Consider the following 24,271-nt stretch of genomic DNA (forward strand, 5'->3'; position numbering starts at 1 on the left):
CGCGAGCCTCATCCAGCGGCTTAGCGCACATTTGGCCCGTTCGCCAAATGAAAGCGACCGCGCGCGGGCGCGGCTGCACCTGCTCGACTGGCTGGCCTGTGTCGCAGGCGCGCGCCAGAGCCCGGTGGCCGCCGTGGCGCGCATGGCCGAGCCCGATATGCTGACCCGCGCCGCATTGCTCGGCAATGTGCTCGAGATGGACGATGTCCACCGCGCCGCGCTGCTCCATCCCGGCCCGGTAATCTGGCCTGCCGCCCTGTCTGCGGCGCGGCAGGAGAAGAGCGGCATGGATGCGCTGCTCGATGGCGCGGTGCGCGGCTATGAGGCGATGATCGCCGTCGGCGCGACCTTTGACGCGCACCATTATGCGCATTTCCACCCGACCTCGACCGCGGGCGGCTTTGGCGGGGCGGCGGCGGCAGCCTCGATCTTCGCGCTTGATGAAGCGGCGACCGGCTGGGCGCTCGGCAATGCGGCATCGGTCACCGGCGGGCTGTGGCGGATGCGGCACGAGGACGTGATGACCAAGGCGATGCACGCCGCGCGCGCCGCACTGGAGGGGCTGTGGCTGGCCCGGCTGGCGCGCCAGGGCTTTACCGGGCCGGTGGGCGCGCTGGAGGGCGAACAGGGCCTGTATGCCGCGATGGTGCGCGATCCCAAGCCGATGGTACTGGGCGAGCCATGGCTGGTCCATGCGGTGAGCTTCAAGCCCTGGGCCGCGTGCCGCCATGCGCATCCTGCCATCGACGGCGCGCTGGAGCTGCGCGCGGCGGGCAGGCTCCACCTGCCAGTGGTGGTCGAGACCTATGCCGACGCGCTCAAGTTCTGCGACCGGCCCATTCCCAGGACCGAGCTCGACGCGAAATTCTCGATCCAGCATGCAGTGGCGGTGATCGCCGATGGGCGCAACGCCACGCCGGAGGATTTCACCCCCGAGGCCATCGCCGCACTTGCCGAGAAGCGCGCGCAGGTGAGCGTGCGCGAGGCGGCGGAGTTTACCGATCGCTATCCCGCCCATTTCGGCGCGCGCGTGATCAGCGGCGCTGCTGTCATTTCTCTGGCCGACACGCGCGGCGATCCCGAGCGTCCGGCTGGGCCCGAGATGCTGCGCGCCAAGCTCGACAGCCTGGTGCGCTGGGGCGGCCTGAAGCCCGTCGAGGCCGATCGGGCCGAGCAGATCGCGCTGCACGGCACCAGCGTCGGGCCGCTGCTAGCGCTGCTCGAGGACTGGCTGGAATGAGCGCGACCGGCGACCTTCTGGCGTTCGTCCGCGCAGAGCACCGCCTGCCTGCCAAGGTGCGGGCAGCCGCGCTGCACCTTCTCGGTGATACACTGGCCGTCGGCGCGGCGGGCGCGGCTGCACCAGGCGCCGATGACGTGCTGACCGCCGCGCGCAGCTGGGGCATGGGCGAGGACGCGCGGTTGATCGGGTCGGGCGAGCGCCTGCCCGCAGCATCTGCCGCATTCGTCAACGGCTTTCGCATCCACTGCCTCGAATGGGACGCGGTGCACGAAGCGGCGGTGGTGCACGCGCTGTCGGTGGTGACGGCGGCCCTGGGCGCTGCCATCGACCGGATGGGCGGCTGCGATCCTGACGATACGCTGACCGCGCTCGCCATCGGGGTCGATATCGCCGCAGGGCTGGGCCTTGCGGCGACCAGCCCGCTCAGCTTCTTCCGCCCCGCCACCGCAGGGTGCATCGGCGCTGCACTCGCGGTGGCGCGGATCGAGCAGGTCGAGCGGCTCGAGGATGTTCTTGGGCTAGCCTATTCCTCGCTAGCGGGAACGATGCAGGCGCATGTCGAAGGCTCGATTGCGCTGCCGCTGCAGATCGCCAATGCGGCGCGCGCTGCCATCGCAGCGGTCGATCTGGTCAAGGCCGGGCTGACCGGGCCGCACGATGCACTCGAAGGCCCGTATGGCTATTTCCGGCTGTTCGATCAGGGCGATCTTGCCAGCTACACGCGCGATCTGGGCCGCATCTGGCGCATCGCCGAGATCAGCGTGAAGCCTTATCCTTCGGGCCGCGCCAGCCATGCAGTGCTTGGCACGCTCGCCGACCTCAGGCTCGTTCCCGCCAGCGTCGCATCCATCGAGGCTTATGTCCCGCCGCTGATCGCGCGGCTGGTCGGGCGTCCGCTGGTGGCGGACATGACGCCCGCCTATGCGCGGCTGTGCCTGCCGATGCTGACCGCGCTGATGCTGACCGATGGCCGTATCGACCCGCGCCGCTTCGTACCCGAAACGCTCGCCGACCCCGCAATCCGCGCGCTGGCCGACCGGCTCGCGATCACCGTCGACGGCAATCCCGATCCCAACGCGCTGTTCCCGCAAAAGCTGCTAGTGCGCCTGACCGATGGCAGCACCATCGAGCGCGCTATCCCGCACACATTGGGCAGCCCTGATGCACCCCTGTCGCCTGACGGCACCGCCGCCAAGCGCGCGCTCGCCCGCGAACTGGCAGGCGATGTGCCCGATGCGCGGCTGTTCGACGATCCGCTCGCCTATTTCACCCAACCCCGTGGCAGGGAGCCGCAATGACCTTCCCAAGCTATTTCGAAGCCTTTGATGCCAAGCAGATGCTGGCCGATTATCCGGTCGGCGATGCGTTCACGCAGCGTTATACGGGCATGAGCCGCGACGAGCTGTTCGCCATCCAGGACAAGCAATTCCGTCGCCTGGTGCAGCGCGGCTGGCAGATTCCCTTCTATCAGCGGCTCTGGGGCAATGCCGGGATCGAGCCGGGCGATATCAACGGCCTGGCCGATATCACCAAGCTGCCGGTCTATGACAAGTCGGACCTGATGGCCTCGATTGCCGATCACCCGCCGTTCGGCGATTTCGCCGGGATCGACATGAAGGACGCATCGCGCGCGCCATCGATCTTCCACACCACATCGGGCACGACGGGCCGCCCCCAGGCGCTGCTGTTCGGCCCCAAGGGACGCGAGATCACCAATTTGCTGGTCGGCCGCATGTACCGCTGGCAGGGCCTCGAATCCTCGGATGTGATCCAGTCGGTCTATGGCCATGGCATGATCAATGGCGGCCATTATATCCGCGAGGCCGTCACCCATTTCACCAATTCGCTGTTCCTCTCCGCAGGCACCGGCATCGAGACGCGCTCGCTGAATCAGGTCAATCTGATGGCCGATTTCGGCGTCACCGTACTGGTCGGGTTCGTCGATTATATCCGCAAGCTCGCCGATACGGCGGTGGCCGAACAGCTGCTCGACAAGATCAACATCCGCATGATCGTCGGTCATCTCGGCACCGAGGACCGCGCCTCGGTCGAGGCGGCCTGGGGCGGGGCCAAGGCGTTCGACTGGTATGGCGTGGGCGATACCGGATCGATTGCGGGCGAAGGGCCGGAGCGCGACGGCCTTTATGTCTGGGAGGACGCGCAATATCTGGAGCTGCTCGATATCGACAGCGGCCAGCCCGTCGCCCCCGGCGAGACCGGCGACATGGTGGTGACCTGCCTGTTCAAGGACGATATCGCGCCGTGCATCCGCTTCAACACGCATGACATCACGCATGAACTGACCGGCACCAATGCGACCGGCATGGCGTTCAAGCGGATCGCGGGCTTCAAGGGCCGCAGCGACAATATGGTCAAGCTGCGCGGCATCAACGTCTTCCCGCACGCCATCGGCGCGCTGATCGAGAACCGCAGCGATCTGACCGGTGAATTCGTCTGCCGCCTGGTGCGCGACCCCGCCAGCCAGCGCGACGATATGACCGTGACGCTTGAAAGCCGGGGCGGGACGGACACCGGCGAACTGGCCGAACTGCTCCGCCGCGGCCTGGGGGTCGAGGTGCAGGTCGATCTGGTCGCCCCGGGCGGCACCGCACCGCTGACCCAGATCGAGGTGCGGCAAAAGCCGATCCGCCTGATCGACGAGCGGGGATTGTGAGGGGGACCTCTCTTGCTCCCCTCCCTGGACAGGGAGGGGCTGGGGGTGGGTCGCGGCGTAATGCGCGGCCTTGGGTTCAATCTCGCCTACCCACCCCTAACCCCTCCCTTTCAGGGAAGGGAACGTGACGCTCGATCCCTTCAACGCGTTCGTCGAACACGCGCTCGGTGCACCCGCGGCGCCCGGCCCGCTCGCGGGCATCACCATCGGCGTGAAGGCCAACATCGCCGTCAAAGGCCTGCACTGGACCGCCGGCATGGCGCTGTTCCGCGACCGGATCGCGTCGCACGACTCCGAGGTGGTCGCGAAACTGCGCGCCGCCGGGGCCACCATCACCGGCATGCTCAACATGGAGGAAGCCGCTTTAGGCGCCAAGACCGACAATCCCTGGTTCGGCGCAACGCATAATCCGCACCGGATGGGCTGCACGCCCGGCGGCTCATCGGGTGGCAGCGGCGCGGCGGTGGCAGCCGGGCTGTGCGATGCTGCGCTCGGCACCGACACCATGGGCTCGATCCGCATCCCGGCGGCCTATTGCGGCGTCTATGGCTTCAAACCGGCGCAAGGCTCCGTCAGCCAGCACGGGCTGGAGCTCGCCGAACCCGATTTCGACGCCATCGGCCCGCTCGCCCGCTCGCTCGATCTGCTCGAACGGCTGGCGCGGGTGATGTCCGCATTCGGCGAGAACCCGGCGCCTTCAGGCATGGTGACGCTGACCGATCTGGGCGGGGTTGAATGCGATGCCGCCGTGCTGCGCGGCTTTATCTGCGCGCGCGCGGCCAATGGCGCGGTGAGCGAGATCGCGCTGCCGCATGCGCTGTCGCGCGTCCGCTTTGCCGGGTTCATCAAGACCGTGCGCTTCATGGCCGATCATTTTGCCGATGCCGATCCCGCCCTGCTCTCCGACCATTTGCGCAAGCTGATCGCTTATGGCCCGCGCCGGTCCGAGGCCGATTGGGCCGACGACCAGCGCGTGCTTGCCGAGACCGCCGATGCCCTGCGCCATGCCATCGCGGCGCACGGCCCGCTGCTGCTGCCCACCGCGCCGCAGACCGCCTTCCCCCACAGCACATCTGCGCCGGCAAGCCAGGCCGATTTCACCTGCCTTGCCAATGTCGCCGGATTGCCCGCGATCAGCCTGCCCGCAGGGTTCAGCGATGATGGCCTGCCGGTCGCCGTGCAGCTGATCGGCCTGCCGGGCCAGGAGGCCGACCTTTTCGCTCGCGCCCGCACGCTTGATGCCGCGCTCGCCGCCTATCGTCCGCCCGCCAATCTGGCCGCCAATCTGCCCGAAGGAGAAACCCCGTGAAGATCATCGTGCTGTTCAACCTGAAGCCCGGCGTCTCGATCAGCGATTATGAAACATGGGCACGCACCCGCGACATTCCGGGGGTCAATGCGCTGTCTTCGGTCACCAGCTTCACCGTGCACCGCGCCACCGGCCTGTTCGGATCGGACGCCGCCGCGCCCTACCAGTATATCGAGATCATCGACCTTCCTGCCATGGACCCGTTCGTGGCCGAGATCAGCACGCCCGAATTCCAGGCGATGGCCGCGCCCTTCCAGGATTATGCCGACGCGCCGCAGTTCATCCTGACCGAGGACCTGTGATGCGCCGGTTCGAAGGCAAGACCATCGTCGTCACCGGATCGGGCAAGCACAAGGGGCTGGGCCAGGCGATCCTGCAGCGCTTTGCCGATGAAGGCGCGAACTGCGTGCTTTCAGACCTTGTCCTCGATGCCGAGGCCGAAGAGGTCGCAGAGGATCTGCGCGGGCGCGGCGCGAAGGTCGCGGCGATCGCATGCGACGTTTCAAGCGCCGAGCAGTGCCGCGCGCTGGTCGATGGCGCGGTGGCCGCGTTCGGATCGGTCGACATATTCGTCAACAATGCCGGGATCGGCTTCATGATGAAGCCGCTGCTCGATGTCGATCCGGCCGACTGGGACAAGGTGCTCGCCGTCAACCTGTCGGGCGCATTCTATTGCACGCAAGCGGCCGCGAAAGGGATGATCGCTGGCGGGCGCGGCGGGCGGATCATCAACATCGCCAGCCAGGCCGCCAAGACCGGCTTTCCGCACCTCCCAGCCTATGTCAGCTCCAAGCACGGCATGGTCGGCCTGACCCGGGCGAGCGCGGTCGAGCTTGGCGCGCATGGCATCACCGTCAACGCAGTGTGCCCGAACCATGTGACCACGGGGCTCGGCGCGCAGCAGAACGCGTATTTCTCGAAGCTCTTGGGCTTTGCCAGCGTCGAGGCCTATCTCGCCAACATGAAGGCGAAGAACCCGATGGGCCGCCCGGGCCTTGCCAGCGACACCGCGTCCGCCTGCGCCTGGCTGGCGAGCGACGATGCTTTTTACGTGACCGGCGAAGCGCTCAACGTGAGCGGCGGCGAGGAGATGCACTGATTTAAATCTCCTCTCCCCTTGCGGGAGAGGAAACGAAGCCTTGCGAGCTTGCTCGCTAGGCGCAGTTGGAGAGGGGGTTTCCACCCTCTCCCAGCTCCGACTAGGACCTTTTGAGGTCCAAGTCTGCGCAACCCTCTCCCGTCAAGGGAGAGGGGTTTGGAGGATAACGGATGATCGAAGAGAGAATGGACTGGCCGAACGGCGCGAAACTGGCCTTGAGCGTCGTCGTCAATGTCGAGGAAGGCAGCGAGATGACCATCGCGCGCGGCGACCGGGGGATGGAGCCGGTCGACGAGCTGGGCGTGTTCGTCAAATCGGCCATCCGCAACTATGGCAACGAGAGCAACTATCTCTATGGCATCAAGGCGGGCGCACCGCGCGTCGTCAAGCTCCTGAAGCGCTATGACATCATGGCGAGCTGGACGGTCGCCGCGATGGCGCTGGAGACCTATCCCGAGATTGCCGAGGCGATCGTCGAGCTCGGCCATGAACCGGTGAGCCATGGCTGGCGCTGGGTGCACCAGTTCAAGATGGATGAGGCGACCGAGCGCGAGTTCATACAGAAGGCCGTGGCGTCGATCGAGAAGACCACCGGCACCCGGCCCTATGGCTGGCTGTCGCGCTACCTGCACACCGACAATACCCGCCGCCTGCTCAGCGACGCCGGTTTCGAATATCATATGGACGATTATTCGGGCGACATTCCCTATTGGGATCGCGACACCGTGCCCGAAAGGCCGATGGTGATCATGCCCTATCAGCTCGATACCAACGACATGAAGATGTGGACGGATCCTGCGATGACGCCGAACCAGTGGCTCGATTATGCCGTGCGCTGCTTCGACCAGCTTTATGCCGAAGGCGAGGAGGGGAACCCGAAGATGATGTCGCTGGGCCTGCACCTGCGCATCATCGGCAGGCCGGGACGCATCTGGGCGCTGGAGGAATTCTTTCGCCATGTCCGATCCAGGAACGACGTCTGGGTAACGACCCGCCGCGCGATTGCGCAGCATTTTGCCGCCACGGTGCCGGCGTGAGGGGCGTGGCTATCCTCCCCTCGCCCCTTGCGGGGGCGCACCCCTTCCCCTCTCCCCCCGAGGGAGAGGGTTGCGCAGACTTGGCGGCTTTGCCGCCTAGTCGAAGCTGGGAGAGGGGGCAGCGGCGGGCCCTTCGCACAAAGCCCTCTCCAAGGCTTGCTAGGCAGGAAGCTGCCAAGCCAAGCCTGTCCTCTCCCGTAAAGGGAGAGGAGATATGAGTCTCACCCTCACCCTTGATGGGGCGATCGCGCACCTCGTCATCGACCGGCCCGACAAGCGCAACGCCTTCACGCAATCCATGTGGGAGGCGCTGCCCGAGCTGATCGAGCGCGCGATGCTCAACCCCGATATCCGCGTGATGATCCTGCGCGCCAGCGTGCCCGGCGCGTTCAGCGCCGGCGCGGACATTGCCGAGTTTGGCGCGGGCGCGCAGGACCCCGAGTGGCGAATCCGCAACCAGGCGGCGATCCGCCGCGCGATGGAGACACTGGCGCGCGCGCCCAAGCCGGTCATCGCGCAGATCGAGGGCGATTGCATCGGCGGCGGCTGCGGCCTGTCGCTTGCCTGCGATTTCCGCATCGCGACCCCTGCCGCGCGCTTCGGCATCACGCCGGCCAAGCTCGGCCTCGTCTATTCGCTCCACGATACCAAGCTGCTGGTCGATCTGGTGGGACCGGCGGCGGCCAAGCGCATCCTGTTCACCGCCCAGCTGGTCGATGCGACGCAAGCGCACCGCATCGGGCTGGTCGATGAGATTGCCGAGGACGCCGGAGCTGCCGCCACCGCGCTCGCCGCGCAGATCGCCAGCGTCTCGCCGCACAGCGTGCGCGCAAGCAAGGCGATGATCGGCCGCATCATCCATGGCCAGGCCGAGGACGATGCCGAAACGCTCGCCCAGTTTGCCGATGCCTTTGGCGGGCCGGATTTCAGGGAAGGCGTCGCCGCGTTTCTCGCCAAGCGCAAGCCGGAGTTCTGATCGCATGGCCGATAGCGTTCCCGTCCGCCGCCTTTATGTCGATGGCCCGTTCGGCCAGCTGCATGTGCGCGAGGCGGGAATGGCCGAAGCCGGTCGTCCCTCGCTTGCCTGCTTTCACATGAGCCCGATGACGGGGCGGACGTTCGAACGGTTCATGGGCGTCCTGTCCGCGATCAGCGGGCGGCATGTGCTCGCGTTCGACACGCCGGGTTTCGGCATGTCCGACGCGCCGCCGGTTGCGCCGGGAATCGCCGATTATGCCGATGCCCTGATCGCGGGGATCGAGGCATGTGCCGGGTCCGGTGCGGTCGACCTGATGGGCTATCATACCGGATCGATGATCTCCTGCCAGCTGGCGGCGGAGCGCGCCGGCCAGATACGCCGCGTCGTCCTGATCTCCGCGCCGGTGTTCAGCGCCGAGGATCTCGCCGCGATGCGCGCCGAATACCGCCACCGCACGCCTGAGGCCGATGGCAGCCATATCCTGCACCGCTGGCAGCGCTTCCACCATCATTTCGCCGCGGGCGGCCTGCCGCTCGACGAAATCAACGCCGCATTTCCCGACGGGCTGCTGGGCCGCAATATCGAGCATTGGGGCCATGATGCCGCGTTCGGCTTCGTGCCCGGCATGCGTCTTGGCGAAGTGACCCAGCCGGTGCTGCTGCTGAACCCCGAAGACGACCTGCGCGATCACACCGCGCCTGCCCCCGCCTTGTTGCAGAACGGCCATATGGTGACGCTCGATGGCTGGGGGCACGGCTTTCTCGACCTCCACGCCCGCGAGAGCGCTGCGCTGGTCGAAAGCTTCCTCGGCGCAAGCGCCGACCCCTTTGGCGCTTTGGCCTTGCCCGAATGCGCCAGACCGCCTGTCCTGTCCGCCTGAACCGAGAGGCCCGATCATGTCGCATCATCTGAAGCACGGAACGATCATGGGGGGCGTGGTGGTCACGCCCGATCTTGCAGGCTCGCTCGCCGACTATCAGGGGCGGCTGGGGCTCGATCTGGTCGAACACGGCCCGCTGCCCGCCGATCTCGCGGCGAGCTGGGGCTGCGTAGGCAGCGCTGGCGCGCCCTATGCGATGCTGCGCCCGCAAAGCGGCGCGCATTGCTTCATCCGGCTGGTGGAACAGCCCGATCATGCCGATTTCCAGCCCACCCGCAGCTATGGCTGGGCCGCCTATGAACTCACCGTCAAGGACGTGTTCGGCTGGCCCGACCGGCTCGACGGCAGCGGTTTCCGCGTCATCGGCCCGCCCAAGGAGATTGCCGGCCTGCCCTATTTCGTACCCATGCAGGTGCTGGGGCGAGGCGACGAGATGATCTATCTGAATGAGGTGGCGATGGACACGCCTTCGTCCGACCTGCCCAAGGCGCACAGCCTGACCGATCATATCTTCATCGTCATCCTGGCAGCGAAGGACCGCATGGCCTCGGTCGACTGGTACCGCCACGCGCTGCGCCTCGACGAAGGGGAGAGCTACACGCTCGAATACACGATGATCAACGCCGCGTTCGGCAAGCCCGCCGGGACGCAGTCGGTGATCACGATGGTTCAGAACGAGCGCCTGCCGATCCTGGAGATCGACGATTATCCCGCCGAGGCGACCGACCGTCCGCAGCATGCCGACATGCTGCCGCCGGGCAATGCGCTGGTGACGCTGGCGGTGGAAAGCTTCGACGATCTCGATGTTGAATTCGTCACCCCGCCGGTGCTGCGCCATGGCGACCTGTACATGGGCAATATGGCAGCGACGGTGCGCGGACCCTCGGGCGAGCTGGTCGAGCTGATCGAGACCGGGCTGTCCTGAGCGCATGGGCCGGATGCGGATCGGGTTGATCGGGACAGCGCTGAACCCGTTGCAGCGCGGCGGCCCCGCGCCTGAACTCGCGGCGCTGTTCCCGGACGCCAGCTTCCACGCCTTTCCCTCGCGCGTGCCCGCCTTCCCCTACACGCCGCTCGAACAGGCGATGCAGGCGTTGGGCCATGCCGAAGCCGCGCTCAGCGCCGCAGAGCAAGGCTGTGATGCAGCGGTGATCGACAGCGTGGGCGATTATGGCCTGGCCGCGATGCGCGCGATGCTGCCCATTCCTGCGATCGGATCGGGCGAGGCCGGACTGGCCGAGGCGGGACAAGGCGGGCGGCGGTTCGGCATCGTGACGGTGTGGCCCGAATCGATGAATTTCATCCTGGCCGAACGGCTGCAATCCTGCGGCCTCACCGATCGGTGCACCGGTACCGTCAATATCGGCAGCGACGATGATGCCGCCTCGCTCACCGGGCCGGGCAGCTATCTCGCGCAGGTCCGCGAAGGCCAGGCCGCGATCCTGCAGCGGGTGCTGGCAGGGATCGAGACGCTGGTGGCGGGCGGCGCAGAGGCGGTGATGCTGGGCTGTACCTGCATGTCCGCGATGGCCGAGAGCGTTGCCACCGCATCGCCCGTACCCGTGATCAACCCGCTCGCCGCCGGGCTGCGCGCCGCGCTGGCTGCTCCGCCCCTCACGCTTCCCCCACTGCCGCGTGAGGGTCGCCCCGCCCTGCTGCGCGCGATGGTGGGTGCGGTGGCAGGCGAGATGGCCGAAGACTGCCCGGTGTGCATCGCCGGCTAGGCCGTTCTCGCGCCAGGGCAGGGAACGGCATGGGCACAGCCTGAAGCGCTCAGGGCAGCAGCAATGTCGACCCGCTGGTGGCGCGGCCTTCCAGATCGCGATGCGCCTGCTCGGCCTGTTCCAGCGGATAGGTCTGGCCGATCGTCACCTTGACCTTGCCCGATCGGATCATCTGCCACAGACGCGCTGCGCCAGCTTCACGCTCGGCCGGGTCGGCATAATAATCGAACAGCGTCGGCCGGGTATTGTAGAGCGAACCCTTGGTGGCGAGGATGCCCAGGCTGATGCCCGTTACCGGCGCGCTGGCATTGCCGTACGACACGATCAGCCCGCGCCGTCCGGTGCTGTCGAGCGAGGCCTCCCAGGTATCGAGCCCGACGCCATCATAGACCACGCGCACGCCGGCCCCGCCGGTCAGCTCGCGCACGCGCTTGGCGGTATCCTCGCGGGTGTAGAAGACGATATGATCGGCCCCCGCTTCGCGCGCGAGCGCGGCCTTTTCCTCGCTGCTCACCGTACCGATCACGGTTGCGCCCACGGCCTTGAGCCATTGCACCAGCAACAGGCCGACGCCGCCTGCGGCTGCATGGACCAGCACCGCCTGGCCCGGTTCGACCCGCGCGCAGCGTTCGACCAGGAATTCGGTGGTGCAGCCCTTGAGCAGCGCCGCAGCGGCCACCTCGTCCGAAATATCCTCGGGCAGCCTGAACAGGCTCGAGGCGGCGACATTGCGGAGATCGGCATAGGCGCCGCGCGCAGGGCCAAAGGTCGCGACCCGGTCGCCGACGTTCAGCCCCTCGACGCCCTCGCCAACCGCCTCGATCACGCCGGCTGCTTCCAGCCCCAGCCCGCCCGGCAGATCGACCGGATAGATGCCGCGCCGATGATAGGTATCGATATAGTTGAGGCCGACCGCAGTCTGGCGCAGCGTCACCTCGCTTGCGCCGGGCGTCGGCACGTCAACGCTGTGCCACTGGATCACCTCGGGACCGCCGGTTTGTGTGAAGATCGCCTGGCGTGCCTGCATCATTCTGCTCCATTCAAAGTAAAACTGGCCAAAGTACAGCTGGCCTGCATCCAGCGTTGATTGATTCCCACCCGCACCGCACCGGGATCGGCCCAGCCATAAGCCACCGCGCGGTCCAAGTCATCGGGGGTGAAGACATAGAGGACGATCGACGGTCGGTTGCGCGTCGGCGGCGGCCAGACCACATTGCGGATACGGATGATCGCTTCAGGCGCGCCGCTATCGCCGCCGCCGAGCCGCAGCCGCCCGCCCTGGTCGTGCGTCTTCATGTCTGCCTGAAACAGCCAGTCCTCGCTGCCATCGGGTTTGGGGGCGCTGCGCCTCACGCTCATCCAGCAGGTGACGGGTCTTGCCCGCCTAAGGCTGGTTTGCTGGCCATCAGCCAGGCGCAGGGTGAGGCCCTGCGCGTCGAGCCGCACCGGCAGCGGACGGCCTGAACAGCCAGTGGCGGCGGGCAGGAAGCTGGTAGAGCCATCGGCGTCTTTCCGCGCGGTCAGCATGCAGGGGCCGATCGTCCAGCCGGTGGGGGTTGGTACGATGGTTTCGCTGGTCAGCACCGTGCCGAACCGGTCGATCCGCTGCCAGACGAGTGCATCGCCCCTGGCTTCGATCCGCACACCGGTCCAGGGCGGCGGTGTGCGTCCGGCCTCGCCATCGAAATAGACCTGCTCTTCATTGGTAAAGGTTCCGGTCGCATCCAGGACAACCGGCTGCGCCAGCGCAGGCGCAGCCATCAGGACGAGCGGAAGAGACGCGAGCAGGATCATGGCCGCATTACGCCCGAGCCCGCACCGGGCGTCAACCTATTTGTCCGGACAAATTGCGTTCTCATCCATTGATGCTAGTCTGGTGCCGTACAGTGGAGGAGGGATCAGCATGATACGGTTTCTGGCAATGGCGCTGCTCGCCTGGTGCAGCTGGACCAGCCCCGCGCGCGCCGAATCGGACGGCAGCGCACGCGCGATCCTTGAACAGGCGGTCGTGGCGGCTGGCGGCGAGGCGTGGCTCAACCCTTCAACCCTCTATCTGGCCGGGAACGCGGTCTTCTATGCCCCTGACAGCGCGGAGCCGCGCAGCACGGCCGACGATTACCGCATGTGGCGCGCGATGAACCAGGATCGCACCACCGCACACGGTGCCGATGGCAAGGTGCGGATCACCGCAAAATCAAAGGGCAAGCTGCTGTTCGAGGTCGGCTATGACGGCGCCACGACCTGGACCGAAAAGGGCGTGATGCCCCAGGACCAGGCCGATGCCTATTGGGCGAGCAATTTCGGCTTCGGCATCATTCGCGAGGCGCTGGGCACGGGCTTCCGGCTGGAACGCGCGCCCGACCGCGACATCGGCGGTCACAAGGTCGCGCTGATCCGCGTGATCTCGCCCGATGGTGGCACGACATTGTTCGGGATCGACCAGGTGAGCCATTATATCCGGTACATGGGCTTCGTCACCCCGCGCGGCTTTCACGAGCGCCATTATGACGATTTCGTCCGCCTGCCGTCCGGCTGGGTGCAGGCGCGCGAGGTCAGCCTGTTCTACAACGGCGTGAAGGCCAACACCGTCTATTGGCGCGAGGTGAAGGTAGGCGAGCCGATCGATCCGGCGCTGTTCGCGCCACCTGCGGCATTGCCCGAAACACTGCCCCGGCCCTAGCCGCGAAGCCCGTCGCGGCGGGCGAGGATCGTCACCCTAGCGCGACGTGCGCGTGCCAGGTGCAGCCGTGGGCACGGCGCGCGCGGGTTCGAGCGTGATCCAGTCGATCGCAAATTCATGCGGGCTGCCATAGGTCGCAGGCGAACCTTCGACCTCGAGCCAGTAATGGCTGCAACCCGTCTCTGCTGCCACGAACACCGTGTTGAGCTTGGACGATGAGGTTTGCGCGCGCTTGATCGGCGGGGCGTCGCCCCGCTCGGCACAGCGCAGCTGGATCCACGGCGCCGCGCGCCATTCAGCACCGCGTGCGCTAGCCTGGGCCTGCAGGCGATAGCTCTGCCCGGGGGTCAGCTTGACCAGCTGCCGTGCGGCAACACCGCCCAGCGTATCGGCAACCTCGACCATCAGCGTGTTGTCGGACTTGTTGATATAGCCGGAATAGCCGCCGCGCGAGATCAGCTCCCAATCGAAGGGCAGCAGCTTGGCTTCGGCAGCAAAGGTCGCATTGCGCAGGATATTGCGCGACTTGCCTCGCTTGCCCGTGCCATTGGCGGCATCGAGACGGCGGACCAGCCGCTCGGCAGGATCAAACGCACCGTCCTGGGCAAGGCGCGTCAGCAGCAGCTGGTCGCGCGCTTCCTGGCCATTTTCACGAATATTGGCCAGCCGCCCGCGCAGCTCCGCCAGATTGATCAGGCCTGGCCGGAATTCGAGCGCGGTGACCCAGAAGGTATCGGACCAGGGCGGGCCAGCGCGCAGCATGCCATCGAGCAGCGGCACGCTCTCCTTGTAGCGCAGCGTCTGCACCAGCGTCCCCATGAACGCATCGCGCGTCGCCGGCTGAGTCCGCATCGCGATGTCATACTGCTTGAGCACGCCATCGAGATTGTTCTGCTTGCCATAGTCACGAATGAGATAGCTGTGGGTCAGCGGATCGCGGTTGGTCAGCTGGGCGGCGAAGCGGATCAGCCGGGTCGCCTCGGTGGAGCGTCCGCGGCTGGCCTCGACATAGGCGAGATTGCGCAGCGCAGCCGCATTGGTCGGCTCCAGCTGCAGCGCCTCGCGCGACAGCGCTTCGATCTGCCGGGCCGGGCCGGGCTTGATCTTGCCGGTGACCGGATCGAGATTCTTGCGCAGCTTCAGCTCTGCAGCCCGGCCGATGCTGTAGCCATTGGCGACCGGAAAGCTGGCTGTCGAGGGGTTCGGAGTACGGCGGCTGATATTGCCATAGGCCGCCACTGCCGACACGAGCGCCAGCGACACGGCGGTTGCCCAAATCACGGTCGATCTGATCATCTGGTTTCCCGAATGTGGCGTGGCCGCACCAGAGCTTTCACGAAGCGCCCGGTGCGGTGCCAGAATTACTGATCGGCAGCCTTACCGGTGGCACCATAGCCATAGCCATAGCCATAGCCGTAACCATAGCCATAGGCGTCGTTGCGATGATCCAGCTTGGTCACCAGCACGCCCAGGACGTTGCCGTCACCCTCGCGGATGCGCTGCAATGCTCCGGAGATCGCGCGGATCTTGGCACGGTTGGCCTCGATCGTGAAGATCACGCCTTCCACGCTCGATGCAATCAGCGGAACGTCGGCCAGGCCGAGCACCGGCGGCGCGTCGATCACGACATGGTCGTAGTCGGCGGTCAGCCGTTCGATCAGCAGCTTGAGGCGATCGGACGACAGCAGCTGCGCGGCGTTGGGCGGCATGCGACCGGCAAAGATATGGTTGAACGGCAGGCCTTCGGTCTGGCCGACAATGCCGGCGATATCGTCGTCGCCGCTCAGGAAGTCGCTCAACCCCTTTTCGTTGCCGCGCACGTTGACGATCTTGTGCAGCGACGGGTTGCGCATGTCGGCATCGATCATCACCACCTTGCGTCCGGTCTCGCTGAGCAGCTTGGCCACGGCAAAGGCCGAGCTCGACTTGCCCTCGTTCGGGATGGTGCTGGTGAGCAGGAATGATCGCGGCACGCCATGCGAGGTCAGGAAGCGCATGTTGGTGTTCAGCGCCAGATAGGCCTCGTACAGCGCCGAACTGCGGACGCTGAGCTGCTCGATCACGTCATCGGCATCGGTATTGGGGATCGAGCCCAGCAGCGGCAGCCCGAAGAGCTGCTTGACCGCACTCGGATCGCGCAGGGCCTGATCGAGGCTTTCCTTGGCGAACAGCACACCACCCGAGATGGCGATACCCGCGACCAGCGACAGCAGCAGGTTGACCAGAAGGTTGGGGCTGGACGGACCGGCGGGCTGCTGGGCGGCGTCGATGACCGAAACGTTGCTCTTGCGCACGTCGGCGACCCCGATTTCCTTGTAACGCTGCAACAGGGCATTGTACAATTCGCGGTTGGTATCAGCTTCGCGCCTCAGGATGCCATATTGGATCGAGTCACCGCGTTCCGAAATGAGCTCGGCCTTGAGCGCCTCGACCCGGGTGCGCAGCGCATCTTCGCGCTGCTTGGCGATGCGGAAATCGGCCTGAAGGTCAGAACCCGACCGGCCCAGCTCGTCGCGAATCGCCACTTCAAGCGAGTTGATTTCAGAGCGCATCGCCTGGAGACGCGGATAGCCCGGCTCGAACTGGTTGAGCAGCTTGGCATATTCCGCCTGCAGCAGCGAGCGACGCTCGCGCAGGCTGGCAACAGCGGCACGCGACGCACCGGCGGATTCGGACACGCCGCCATTGCGCAAGCGCGATTCGGCGGAAATCCGGGCCGCGATGGCCTGGTTCAGTTCCTTGTTCAGCTCTTCAAGGTCGGCAGCAGCAATGGTACGCTCGCTGGTCGTCGTGCCATTTTCGTCGTTGGTCGACGACAGGGTCACGATCCGCTTGTTCGACGCATAGCTGACCAGGTTGCGCTCCGACAGCTCAAGCCGGGCACGCAGCTGATTGAGCCGCTCTTCGAGGAACACCCGGGCATCGGCCGAAGACGAATAGCGCCGCGCCAGTTCCGATTCGATGAACTGGGCCACCCAGCCATTGGCGATCTTGCGCGACAGGCTGGGATCGGGGCTGGTGAAGCGGACATCGACCAGGCTCGAGCCACGGATCGGCGCGACGTTGATATTGTCGAGAAGAATGGCAACTGCCGTATCTTCCATCTGCTTGCGCGTGCGGGCCTGATCGGCGCCGCCGTCGTTCAGCTTGTAGGCCTCGGCGAACTGGCCATCGTCATAGAGGCGCAGTGCACGGACAACGCGCTCGGCCAGCGAGCGGGCCTCGAGCAGCGCGTATTGCGTCTGGTAATATTCCAGGTTCTGCAGGAACTCGTCGTCGCGAACGCCGTCGACCTTGGTCACATTGTCGGACGGGCGGCTGATCTCGACCCGCGTCGTCGCGGTGTAGAGCGGCGTCGCGAGCAGCGTCGCTGCCAGACCGAACGCCAGAGCAGCCCCCACGATGAGCGCGATCAGACCCCAGTTATGGCGAACGATCCGCCAATATTCGAGCAGGACAGGGGATTTGGCCGGGCCGGTGCCGTAAACACCGCGATCGGTGCCCTGTTCTTCCGCAGGCAGAACTGCAGCGCTTGGTTGATCGGTCATGTGTGTCAACTTCAATTCTGGGCCAGGATGATCAGCGGTGCCGTAAGGAGCGGGGTAGCCTGGAGGATGCTGTTGAACAGGCGCCGGGCCTGCGAATCGCCGACAACCACGACATCATTGCCGTAGATCTGAGGATCGGCATAATTGCCCCGGCGGATGGCCCGGAGGTTGTAGAGACCGGCATAGCGCTTGCCGTCGACCGTGCGGAACACGACGACATCGTCGAGCTTGGCGAACTCGCTATTGCCCCCGGCAACCGCCACCGCCTGCATCAGCGTCATGTTGCCGATGACCGGAAAGCGGCCCGGCTGCTTGACCTGCCCATCGACCGTCACCAGCGAGCTCACGGACTCGGTGAGGTTGACGGTCACTTGCGGGTTGCGGACAAAATTGCCGGCAAGCCGCGTTTCGATCTGCCGGGCAAGATCGCTCGGCTGCAGGCCGGCAGCCTGGACCTCGCCGATCAGCGGATAGGAAAAGCGCCCGCCTGCGTCCGTCTGGACATCAAGCGACAGCTCTTCCACGCCGAAAACCCGAACCGAAAGCTTGTCGAGCGGACCGATGACATAGGGCCGCGATGGAACGCTCAGGCTGGCGGTGTCCGGCTGCGGCAGCTCGGTCGACGGGACGACCTGAACCGCGCTGTCCAGACTGGCCAGCGGTGCCGAGGCGCAACCGCCAAGCATCAGGAAAAGCGCTCCGATCAAAGGAGCAATGTGAGAATATCGGCGAACCATTGTCAGCTTTCAAACAAACTTTGCGGTAGAAAATCCAGTCAATGCATCGACAGGCTCGTACCCTCGCCTCATCCGGCCAACGTCTTAAAGACGATGGTCCGGGGGAGCAAGGCATTTCCCCTGACGTTATGCTGCACTTGCGGCGCTGGACCGGCTGGTCTCGGGCAATGCCAGAATGCCCGCCATCACCGCCGCCAAAGCCATGATGATCGGCACCCGGGCCGGGTAGTCGAACACGCTGGCCAAAGCCAGCAAAACGAAGAATCCCGCAGCCAGCAGCCGCATGCCATTTTCATGGCTGCCGCTTTTGGCCGCACGCAGCACGGCAACCGAGCGGAGCGCGACCCAGCCGATTCCCGCCGCCAGCAGCAGAGCGCCGGGCACGCCGCCTTCGATCAGCACCTGCAGCCAGTCATTATGCGCATTGTTGAGATAGCTGGGTCCGATCAGCTCGACCGTCTCGAACTGGCGATACACGTTCTCGAACGCACCGAAGCCAGCGCCAAACGGGAAGAAGGACCAGAGCATTCCCAGAAGCTGAGGCAGCACATCACCGCGCAGCTCGACCTGGCTTTCCGATTCCATGATGCGCTTGAAGCCCTCCGAGCGCGACATGAAGATGCTGACCGCCGTCGCCAGAACCGCGCCGACGACAGGCACCAGCCACAGATAGCGGTTGGCCCCGATCTTCTTCGCCGGTGCCGAGCGCGACACCGCAACCTTGCCGGCCACACGCATCATATAGGCGATGATGACGACCGACACGCCGTTGAGCAAAAGGCCGGCACGCGAACCGGTCAGCGCGATCAGCAACGTCACCATGGCGATGCACCCGGTCAGCATCATCAGCCGCACCGGCGGCAGCGAGCCGCGCTGGCGCTCGCCATTGAACAGCAGGATGGCGGCGCTGACCAGCCCGGCAAAGGCCAGCAGAAACGCCTGATGGTTGCGATTGGCAAACACCCCGACCAGCGACGTGCCGTTGGTGATGCGATAGAAATAGAGCGGCCCACCGGCAGAGCCGAGCAGCTGCGCGACGCCGAGCACCGCCGAGAAGACGCACAGGCCTGCGATCAGCCACAGGCTGCGCTGGCGCGCACGAAAATCAAGCAGCCCGAACAGCAGCAGCGCCGCCATGGGCACGGACAGGGACATCAGCGCGTTGAGCGTCTTGGCGGGCGAAAGGCTCATCGGGTGCCAGGCATCGCCCAGCCCTGCTGCCAGAAGCGCCTGCGCATGCAGCTCGCGCCCCGGAAGGCTGGTCCAGACGCCGGGCGGCAACGGGATCAGTTGCAACGTCAGCACGGCGGCAATGGCGATCAGCAGCCAGGCAGGCACGGCGATCGCGCGCCACTGGTCGGCGGTGATGCGGGTCGCGGCATAGGCGCCCAGCAGCAGGGCCACCGGCCGCAGGACGATCAGCGACTGGATGTCATCGCGCGAACCGCCACCGGTCAGGAAGACAAGCACCAGAAGGGCCGCGAAACACCCGAAGGCAGCGGACATGCCGCTGCGCTGGATCGGGGCCAGCGACAGCCAACTGGATTTCTTGCGCTTGGGGCTGCTCCTCTTCAGGAGGCGGCCCGAGGGAGGATTGCTGAACTTTTTCAACGACTGCGACACGGGTCGCGAGGGTTGCTCCATAAGAAAATCCACACTCTGATCGGGCCGCGGACCATTGGCCCCCTGGGGCCAGACCTGGCTGTCGATGTCAAGAAGACCCAGAGGTCGTCCGTTTCGAGGGCGTTAGCACCGGCCCTTGGGGCTGGCAATGTCCTGAAAGCCGCGCTTGCGCTAAGCTGAAGCCTCGCCGCCGACCAGCAGCTGGCGCCAGCGGTCAATGGACCCATGCTGAGTGTAATTTTGCACAATCAAGGCCCGGCTGCCCTGCCCCATCGCCACCAGCGCGGCGGGATCATCGGCCCAGGCACGCAGCAATTGCGCCAGTGCAGCGCCCTCGCCAATCGCGACCGAGGCACCGCATTGCGCCGCGGCGATCATCCGCGCCAGCTGGCCATCGGGCGAGCCGACAAACACGATAGGGCGACCGCTGGCGGCGGCGCTGTAGAATTTGCTGGGCACGATCAGCCCCTCAAGCTCGGGCCGCAGCGACATCCAGTGCACATCGGGAACCGCCATGGAATGGGGCAGCAGTTCGCGCGGCTGATAGGGTTGGCGATGGATATTGGTGAGGCCGCGCTCGCCAATCACCTGGTCCAGGCTGGCGCGCAGATGGCCGCCGCCAATGAACAGGAAACGGATGCGGCTGTCGCCTTCGGCCTGCAGCAATGCCGCCGCCTCGACAAGGGTATCGAGATCATGCGCCCGGCCGAGATTGCCCGAATAGCCGACGACCAGATCATCCTCGGCAAAGCCCCAGCTGCGGCGCAGATCGGCACCAAGTCCTTCGCCGGGCGCGATCGATCGGTCGTCAGTCCAGTTGTGGATCACGGTGATGCGGCTGGAGGGGATGCCCTGACGCTCCAGCAATTCGGCCATGGTCTCGCCGATCACGACATTGGTGTGCGACCGGGCCAGCGATGCATTGCGCAAACGCGTAAGAATCTTGCCGATGGGCCCCTTGGCCAGCTTCACGCCAAGCAGCACGGCGAGTTCGGGATAGACATCCTGCAACCAGTTGACCTGGCGCGCACCGGTCAACCGGGCAGCGAGCCGCATCGGGATGGACAGCAGCGGCGGATCGGTCTTGATCACCAGCCAACCGCCCCTGGCCAGCCGGATCGCCGCCAGCACCGCCATGACATAGAAGCTGATATAGTCGATCGCCCGGCCCAGCAGCCGGTCGCGGCCGAACCCGCTGGTCCACACCCGATGGATGGTGACACCGCGATGCTCCGCCAGCGATGGCAGGCGATCGCCATCGCCTTCATAGGTCAGGCGGCTGGTGATGACATGGACATCAAGCCCATGATCGGCCAGCGCAAAGGCAAGGTCGCTCAGGATCTGCGAAGTGGCCGACAGATCCGGCCAGAAGAAGCGGTTGACGAACACGCACCGCACCGGCTGATTCTGGCTCATGCCCCCCCCCGCGTCTGGCCGGGCAGCGCGGTGGCCGCCACGCTGATTCCCAGCCGCTGCTGGATGGCAGCATCAAGCGAAAGACCGTTGTGGCGCATCGCCTGCTTCACGTCGGTGATCTTGGCATCCACCAGCGTCCGGTACCAGAAGCCCTGGAGGAAGTGGAAATAGAAGCCTTCCCGGCCATCGAGAAACCCGAGCAGCAGCACATAGCGCAGGAACACATAGGCCATGCTGCGCAGCGCCAGCGGCAGGCGGTTGTAGACATGGGTCTTGATCGCGCGCTTGACCGAAGGCACGAACGCAAGCCGCGCGCTGTCTTCGCCGGTCACCGCCTGCCCGGCCTCGGCCAGCAGCACCTGCACCGCCTCGCGGCTGGCATAGCCGTTATGTTTGGTGGTCCACCAGGTGACCGAGTTGAGATTTTCGTCGGTCATGTCGACCGTGGTCGCGGCGACCTTGCCATTGACCACGATATGCTCGTCCATCCAGCGCTGTTCGGAACGGCCAAGCCCGCCGCGCCACACGCGCAGCTGCGGATTGGGCTCGATCCCGCCCCAGCGGATCTTGCGGCCCAGAAAGCAGATATGCCGCCGCACGGTGAGGCCCGCACAGTCCGCCGGCGCATGGGCAATCGCAGCCAGCATCCGCTCGCCCGAGCCAGGCTCAAGATATTCATCCGCATCGATCCGCAGCCGCCAACCGGGACGGTCTGCCAGCATGTCGATCGCGGCATTGACCTGCGCGGCATGGGTGGTGAACGGGTGAACCACCGTCTCTGCGCCCATGTCCCGCGCAATCTCCAGCGTCCGGTCACGCGACCCGGAATCGATCACCAAGATACTGGTGCAATGGGCACGGATCGATTCGATGCAGCGGGCGATATGCTGCTCTTCGTCCAGCGTCAGGATGATGGCGTGCAGTTCCAAGGCGTTCTATCCCGGGTATCTGGTCATCGGGCCGCAGCGGCGGCGGGTGCAAGATCGGGCCGGGTGCCAATGCGCTCGGCCGGATTGCCGGCGACGATCGCATTGGGCTCGACCGACCGGCTGACGACGGCGCATGCCGCGACAACCGCGCCTGCGCCGATGGTGACGCCTGGCCCGATAAACGCGGCCGCTGCCACCCAGGCACCCTCGCCCACGCTGATCGGTGCTCCCGTCAGCGGAAAACCCGGATCGCGAATGTCATGGCTCGCCGTGCAGAGATAGGCCTTCTGGCTGACCACGCAGTTGCGCCCCAGCGTGACATGCGCGACATTGTAGCAGTCGCTCTGCGCCCCGAGACAGCTGCCGTCCTCCATGGTCAGGTTCCACGGTGCCCATATCCGCGCGCTGGGATAGGGGTGGACGCCCGATCCGATGCGCGCGCCCCAGAGCCTGAGAATGAAGCAACGCCATGCATGCAGCGGAACCGGGGATGCGCGGAAAAACAGCAGCCAGAACATCTGCCAGCTGATGCGCCGCAACCGGTCGGTCAGATCGGGAGGGGCAATTCGCTCAAGCGCCACCGTCCACACCCCTTGTCTTGCAGCAGGAATGGCGGTTTCGGCACGGCATGGCGACGCTCCCTATACAAAATCACAGCAATGGCAACAGCGGCGCGGGCGCAAGGAAATGTTGCTGTGGCACCCAGCCGATCGCAGCCTCCAGCCGTGCGACATCGGCCTCCAGCACATCCTGATCGTGCGGCGAGCGCTGGATCGATCCGAAGTTGAGCAGATCCTGCGGAGCGCCAAGTTCGCTGGCGATGCGTTCGACGGCAACGCGCAGCAGGACACCCTTGCCCGTGCCGATATTGATGACAGGGTCCCGGGGCGCATGGCCCCCGGCGAGGTCGAGCAGCGCGGCGGCCACATCATCGACATGCACGAAGTCGCGCAACTGCGTGCCGTCGCTCAAGGGCACGCTCTGGCTGCGGCCAAGGCAGGCAATGACCATCGGCATCAGGCGGCGCGGTGCCTCGCCAGGGCCATAAGCGCCGAAAATTCGCGCGTGGCACCCGGTGACGGCCCCGGTCCGAAGGCAATCGACGAGCAGGCGGCCAGCCTCGAACTTGGCGCGCGCATAGGCATTGTGCGGCGCGCACTCCATATCCTCGCGCAACCGGCCCGAGCGGCCATATTCCGCCATGCTGCCGCCGCCGATGATGCGGCACCCCGCGGGCGCTGCGGCAAGCAGGTTCTGCATCATCGCGCATTCCTGGTCGATCAGCACAGGATCATTGGGGTCCGGGGCAAATACCCCGGGCGATGCCAGATGGATGACAGCCCCAGGCTGCATCGCGCCCATGAAGCCCCGCACCGCCGCCGCATCGGTCCAGTCGAGCTCGCTGCGGCGCGGCGCCAGCACATTCGCGCCGCGCGCGTGCGCTAGGGCAACGACGCGGCGTCCGATGAAACCGGATGCCCCGGTTACGACCAGGGTGCCTGCCAATGGTCCCGACTTATTTTCCACGCACGTTCTTTTTCATCTGATGACCTGATGGCAATTTCAGCTGGCCTTGAGGAAATGCGACAGCCTGTCGGCATATGTCCTCTCGACCGCAACACAATCCTGAATACCTTGCTCGACCACATAGCCCGCCTGGCAGAGGCGCGCCGCGATCGTCCGCACCACATCCTGCGACAGGTTGATCGATTCAAACTTGATCACCTTGGGCCTGATATGCACGAGATCGACCATCTGCATGATCTCTCCGTCAAATCCCTCGGTGTCGCACATGAGGATATCGATCGACGCATTTTCGGGCACATGATGTGCAACGATGTCGGCCAGAGACAGGCACTCGACCTGCTCTTCGATGATATGCTCGGCCGGAACGCCGTTTTTCAGGATGTGCGCGCGCGAGAATGATCCGATGCCATGTTGCCAGCTGATCGAGACCTTGGCCGGGTCGACCCGGTAGAGAATGGCCGATGTTTCCACCGGGTGAATGGCGACATTCAGCGTCCTGATGTCGCGGTGCCGCTTGTAGACCTCTTCCAGCGTCTGGAAATAATAGGCGATGGGCTCGACCGCGATTCCCGGCAGCTCGTGCGCGCCCACGATGGCAAAAAAATCGTCGAAATCGATGCCGTTGTTCGCCCCGACCTGGAGAAAGAACGGCTTCCTGCCGCGTTCGGCCTCCAGCGCGACCAGCAAATCTATGGATCGCTTGAAAAGGCTGTACCGCGTCACCTCGACGCCGAACGATTTCAGAAGTTTCAGAACCACGCGGCGCATCGGCTAGACCTGGCCATCCGTGCAATGGCCAGCAACGCTGGGTAGTGCGTGCGCTAGGGACCATGACGACAGGTGGAACAAACGCGCTGCGGCGCGGA

The 24,271-nt window shown here is 65.7% G+C and carries 23 protein-coding genes; 12 read left to right on the plus strand and 11 right to left on the minus strand.

The genetic code is table 11. From position 1 onward, the window contains the following. Positions 1–31: 31 nt before the first annotated feature. The 11 genes from OU999_13550 to OU999_13600 all read left to right on the plus strand — a co-directional run bounded on the left by OU999_13550 (position 32) and on the right by OU999_13600 (position 10,945). A complete protein-coding gene (locus tag OU999_13550; protein ID WAC22763.1) occupies positions 32–1,240 on the plus strand; it encodes an MmgE/PrpD family protein in 1,209 nt (402 codons plus the stop codon). Continuing rightward, positions 1,237–2,541 (plus strand): MmgE/PrpD family protein, encoded by a 1,305-nt coding sequence (locus tag OU999_13555; protein WAC22764.1) that lies wholly within the window; start codon positions 1,237–1,239, stop codon positions 2,539–2,541. Before OU999_13550 ends, OU999_13555 begins: the two co-directional genes overlap by 4 nt. After that, a complete protein-coding gene (locus tag OU999_13560) occupies positions 2,538–3,917 on the plus strand; it encodes a phenylacetate--CoA ligase family protein (GenBank protein WAC22765.1) in 1,380 nt (459 codons plus the stop codon). Before OU999_13555 ends, OU999_13560 begins: the two co-directional genes overlap by 4 nt. A 124-nt stretch (positions 3,918–4,041) precedes the next feature. After that, positions 4,042–5,226, plus strand: coding sequence for an amidase (locus tag OU999_13565; GenBank protein ID WAC22766.1), 1,185 nt, complete (start codon positions 4,042–4,044; stop codon positions 5,224–5,226). Continuing rightward, on the plus strand, positions 5,223–5,528 hold the full coding sequence (locus OU999_13570; GenBank protein WAC22767.1) for an REDY-like protein HapK: 306 nt from the start codon (positions 5,223–5,225) through the stop codon (positions 5,526–5,528). Before OU999_13565 ends, OU999_13570 begins: the two co-directional genes overlap by 4 nt. Then, positions 5,528–6,325: an SDR family NAD(P)-dependent oxidoreductase gene (locus OU999_13575; GenBank protein ID WAC22768.1), complete on the plus strand. Its 798-nt coding sequence runs from the start codon at positions 5,528–5,530 to the stop codon at positions 6,323–6,325. Before OU999_13570 ends, OU999_13575 begins: the two co-directional genes overlap by 1 nt. Before the next feature lie 170 nt (positions 6,326–6,495). Next, positions 6,496–7,362, plus strand: coding sequence for a polysaccharide deacetylase family protein (locus OU999_13580; GenBank protein WAC22769.1), 867 nt, complete (start codon positions 6,496–6,498; stop codon positions 7,360–7,362). A gap of 214 nt (positions 7,363–7,576) precedes the next feature. Further along, positions 7,577–8,338 (plus strand): enoyl-CoA hydratase-related protein, encoded by a 762-nt coding sequence (locus OU999_13585; GenBank protein ID WAC22770.1) that lies wholly within the window; start codon positions 7,577–7,579, stop codon positions 8,336–8,338. Positions 8,339–8,342: 4 nt separating this feature from the next. After that, positions 8,343–9,221: an alpha/beta hydrolase gene (locus tag OU999_13590; GenBank protein WAC22771.1), complete on the plus strand. Its 879-nt coding sequence runs from the start codon at positions 8,343–8,345 to the stop codon at positions 9,219–9,221. Between the two features lie 16 nt (positions 9,222–9,237). Then, entirely contained in the window at positions 9,238–10,146 is a 909-nt protein-coding gene (locus tag OU999_13595; protein WAC22772.1) for a hypothetical protein, read from the plus strand. A 13-nt stretch (positions 10,147–10,159) separates the two neighbouring features. Then, positions 10,160–10,945: an aspartate/glutamate racemase family protein gene (locus tag OU999_13600; protein WAC22773.1), complete on the plus strand. Its 786-nt coding sequence runs from the start codon at positions 10,160–10,162 to the stop codon at positions 10,943–10,945. 49 nt (positions 10,946–10,994) lie between these two features. Here the strand turns inward: OU999_13600 and OU999_13605 are convergent, their stop codons facing one another. Both OU999_13605 and OU999_13610 read right to left on the minus strand, forming a co-directional pair. After that, positions 10,995–11,975, minus strand: coding sequence for a quinone oxidoreductase (locus OU999_13605; protein ID WAC22774.1), 981 nt, complete (start codon positions 11,973–11,975; stop codon positions 10,995–10,997). Beyond that, positions 11,972–12,739 carry a hypothetical protein gene (locus OU999_13610; GenBank protein ID WAC22775.1) on the minus strand — a complete coding sequence of 256 codons (768 nt, stop codon included), beginning with the start codon at positions 12,737–12,739 and terminating at the stop codon, positions 11,972–11,974. Before OU999_13610 ends, OU999_13605 begins: the two co-directional genes overlap by 4 nt. 109 nt (positions 12,740–12,848) lie before the next feature. Between OU999_13610 and OU999_13615 the strand changes: the two genes are divergently transcribed. Then, complete coding sequence (locus OU999_13615; GenBank protein WAC22776.1) at positions 12,849–13,625, plus strand: hypothetical protein; 777 nt, start codon at positions 12,849–12,851, stop codon at positions 13,623–13,625. 36 nt (positions 13,626–13,661) lie between these two features. Here the strand turns inward: OU999_13615 and OU999_13620 are convergent, their stop codons facing one another. The 9 genes from OU999_13620 to OU999_13660 form a co-directional block, all read right to left on the minus strand. Further along, positions 13,662–14,921 (minus strand): hypothetical protein, encoded by a 1,260-nt coding sequence (locus OU999_13620; GenBank protein WAC22777.1) that lies wholly within the window; start codon positions 14,919–14,921, stop codon positions 13,662–13,664. 65 nt (positions 14,922–14,986) lie between these two features. Further along, positions 14,987–17,173 carry a polysaccharide biosynthesis tyrosine autokinase gene (locus OU999_13625; GenBank protein ID WAC22778.1) on the minus strand — a complete coding sequence of 729 codons (2,187 nt, stop codon included), beginning with the start codon at positions 17,171–17,173 and terminating at the stop codon, positions 14,987–14,989. An 11-nt stretch (positions 17,174–17,184) separates the two neighbouring features. After that, positions 17,185–17,859 carry a polysaccharide export protein gene (locus tag OU999_13630; GenBank protein WAC22779.1) on the minus strand — a complete coding sequence of 225 codons (675 nt, stop codon included), beginning with the start codon at positions 17,857–17,859 and terminating at the stop codon, positions 17,185–17,187. Positions 17,860–18,036: 177 nt separating this feature from the next. After that, positions 18,037–19,416: an O-antigen ligase family protein gene (locus OU999_13635; protein ID WAC22780.1), complete on the minus strand. Its 1,380-nt coding sequence runs from the start codon at positions 19,414–19,416 to the stop codon at positions 18,037–18,039. Positions 19,417–19,704: 288 nt separating this feature from the next. Then, complete coding sequence (locus OU999_13640; GenBank protein WAC22781.1) at positions 19,705–20,949, minus strand: glycosyltransferase family 4 protein; 1,245 nt, start codon at positions 20,947–20,949, stop codon at positions 19,705–19,707. Beyond that, complete coding sequence (locus tag OU999_13645; GenBank protein WAC22782.1) at positions 20,946–21,878, minus strand: glycosyltransferase family 2 protein; 933 nt, start codon at positions 21,876–21,878, stop codon at positions 20,946–20,948. The genes OU999_13640 and OU999_13645 overlap by 4 nt, the downstream gene beginning before the upstream one ends. Positions 21,879–21,901: 23 nt before the next feature. Then, a complete protein-coding gene (locus tag OU999_13650; protein WAC22783.1) occupies positions 21,902–22,459 on the minus strand; it encodes a putative colanic acid biosynthesis acetyltransferase in 558 nt (185 codons plus the stop codon). Between the two features lie 70 nt (positions 22,460–22,529). Further along, positions 22,530–23,405, minus strand: a complete 876-nt coding sequence (locus OU999_13655; GenBank protein ID WAC22784.1) for an NAD-dependent epimerase/dehydratase family protein — start codon at positions 23,403–23,405, stop codon at positions 22,530–22,532. Between the two features lie 36 nt (positions 23,406–23,441). Further along, on the minus strand, positions 23,442–24,164 hold the full coding sequence (locus tag OU999_13660; GenBank protein ID WAC22785.1) for an FkbM family methyltransferase: 723 nt from the start codon (positions 24,162–24,164) through the stop codon (positions 23,442–23,444). Positions 24,165–24,271 lie beyond the last annotated feature (107 nt).

It is taken from the genome of Blastomonas sp. SL216 (assembly GCA_026625625.1).
Lineage (GTDB): Bacteria > Pseudomonadota > Alphaproteobacteria > Sphingomonadales > Sphingomonadaceae > Blastomonas.

Coding starts and splice junctions, on each gene's coding strand:
- OU999_13555 (WAC22764.1), top strand. CDS start 1,237: ATGAGCGCGACCGGCGACCTTCTGGCGTTCGTCCGCGCAGAGCACCGC.
- OU999_13580 (WAC22769.1), top strand. CDS start 6,496: ATGATCGAAGAGAGAATGGACTGGCCGAACGGCGCGAAACTGGCCTTG.
- OU999_13590 (WAC22771.1), top strand. CDS start 8,343: ATGGCCGATAGCGTTCCCGTCCGCCGCCTTTATGTCGATGGCCCGTTC.
- OU999_13630 (WAC22779.1), bottom strand. CDS start 17,859: ATGCTTGGCGGTTGCGCCTCGGCACCGCTGGCCAGTCTGGACAGCGCG.
- OU999_13620 (WAC22777.1), bottom strand. CDS start 14,921: ATGATCAGATCGACCGTGATTTGGGCAACCGCCGTGTCGCTGGCGCTC.
- OU999_13585 (WAC22770.1), top strand. CDS start 7,577: ATGAGTCTCACCCTCACCCTTGATGGGGCGATCGCGCACCTCGTCATC.
- OU999_13615 (WAC22776.1), top strand. CDS start 12,849: ATGATACGGTTTCTGGCAATGGCGCTGCTCGCCTGGTGCAGCTGGACC.
- OU999_13635 (WAC22780.1), bottom strand. CDS start 19,416: ATGTCCGCTGCCTTCGGGTGTTTCGCGGCCCTTCTGGTGCTTGTCTTC.
- OU999_13560 (WAC22765.1), top strand. CDS start 2,538: ATGACCTTCCCAAGCTATTTCGAAGCCTTTGATGCCAAGCAGATGCTG.
- OU999_13575 (WAC22768.1), top strand. CDS start 5,528: ATGCGCCGGTTCGAAGGCAAGACCATCGTCGTCACCGGATCGGGCAAG.
- OU999_13595 (WAC22772.1), top strand. CDS start 9,238: ATGTCGCATCATCTGAAGCACGGAACGATCATGGGGGGCGTGGTGGTC.
- OU999_13640 (WAC22781.1), bottom strand. CDS start 20,949: ATGAGCCAGAATCAGCCGGTGCGGTGCGTGTTCGTCAACCGCTTCTTC.
- OU999_13605 (WAC22774.1), bottom strand. CDS start 11,975: ATGATGCAGGCACGCCAGGCGATCTTCACACAAACCGGCGGTCCCGAG.
- OU999_13610 (WAC22775.1), bottom strand. CDS start 12,739: ATGATCCTGCTCGCGTCTCTTCCGCTCGTCCTGATGGCTGCGCCTGCG.
- OU999_13600 (WAC22773.1), top strand. CDS start 10,160: ATGCGGATCGGGTTGATCGGGACAGCGCTGAACCCGTTGCAGCGCGGC.
- OU999_13625 (WAC22778.1), bottom strand. CDS start 17,173: ATGACCGATCAACCAAGCGCTGCAGTTCTGCCTGCGGAAGAACAGGGC.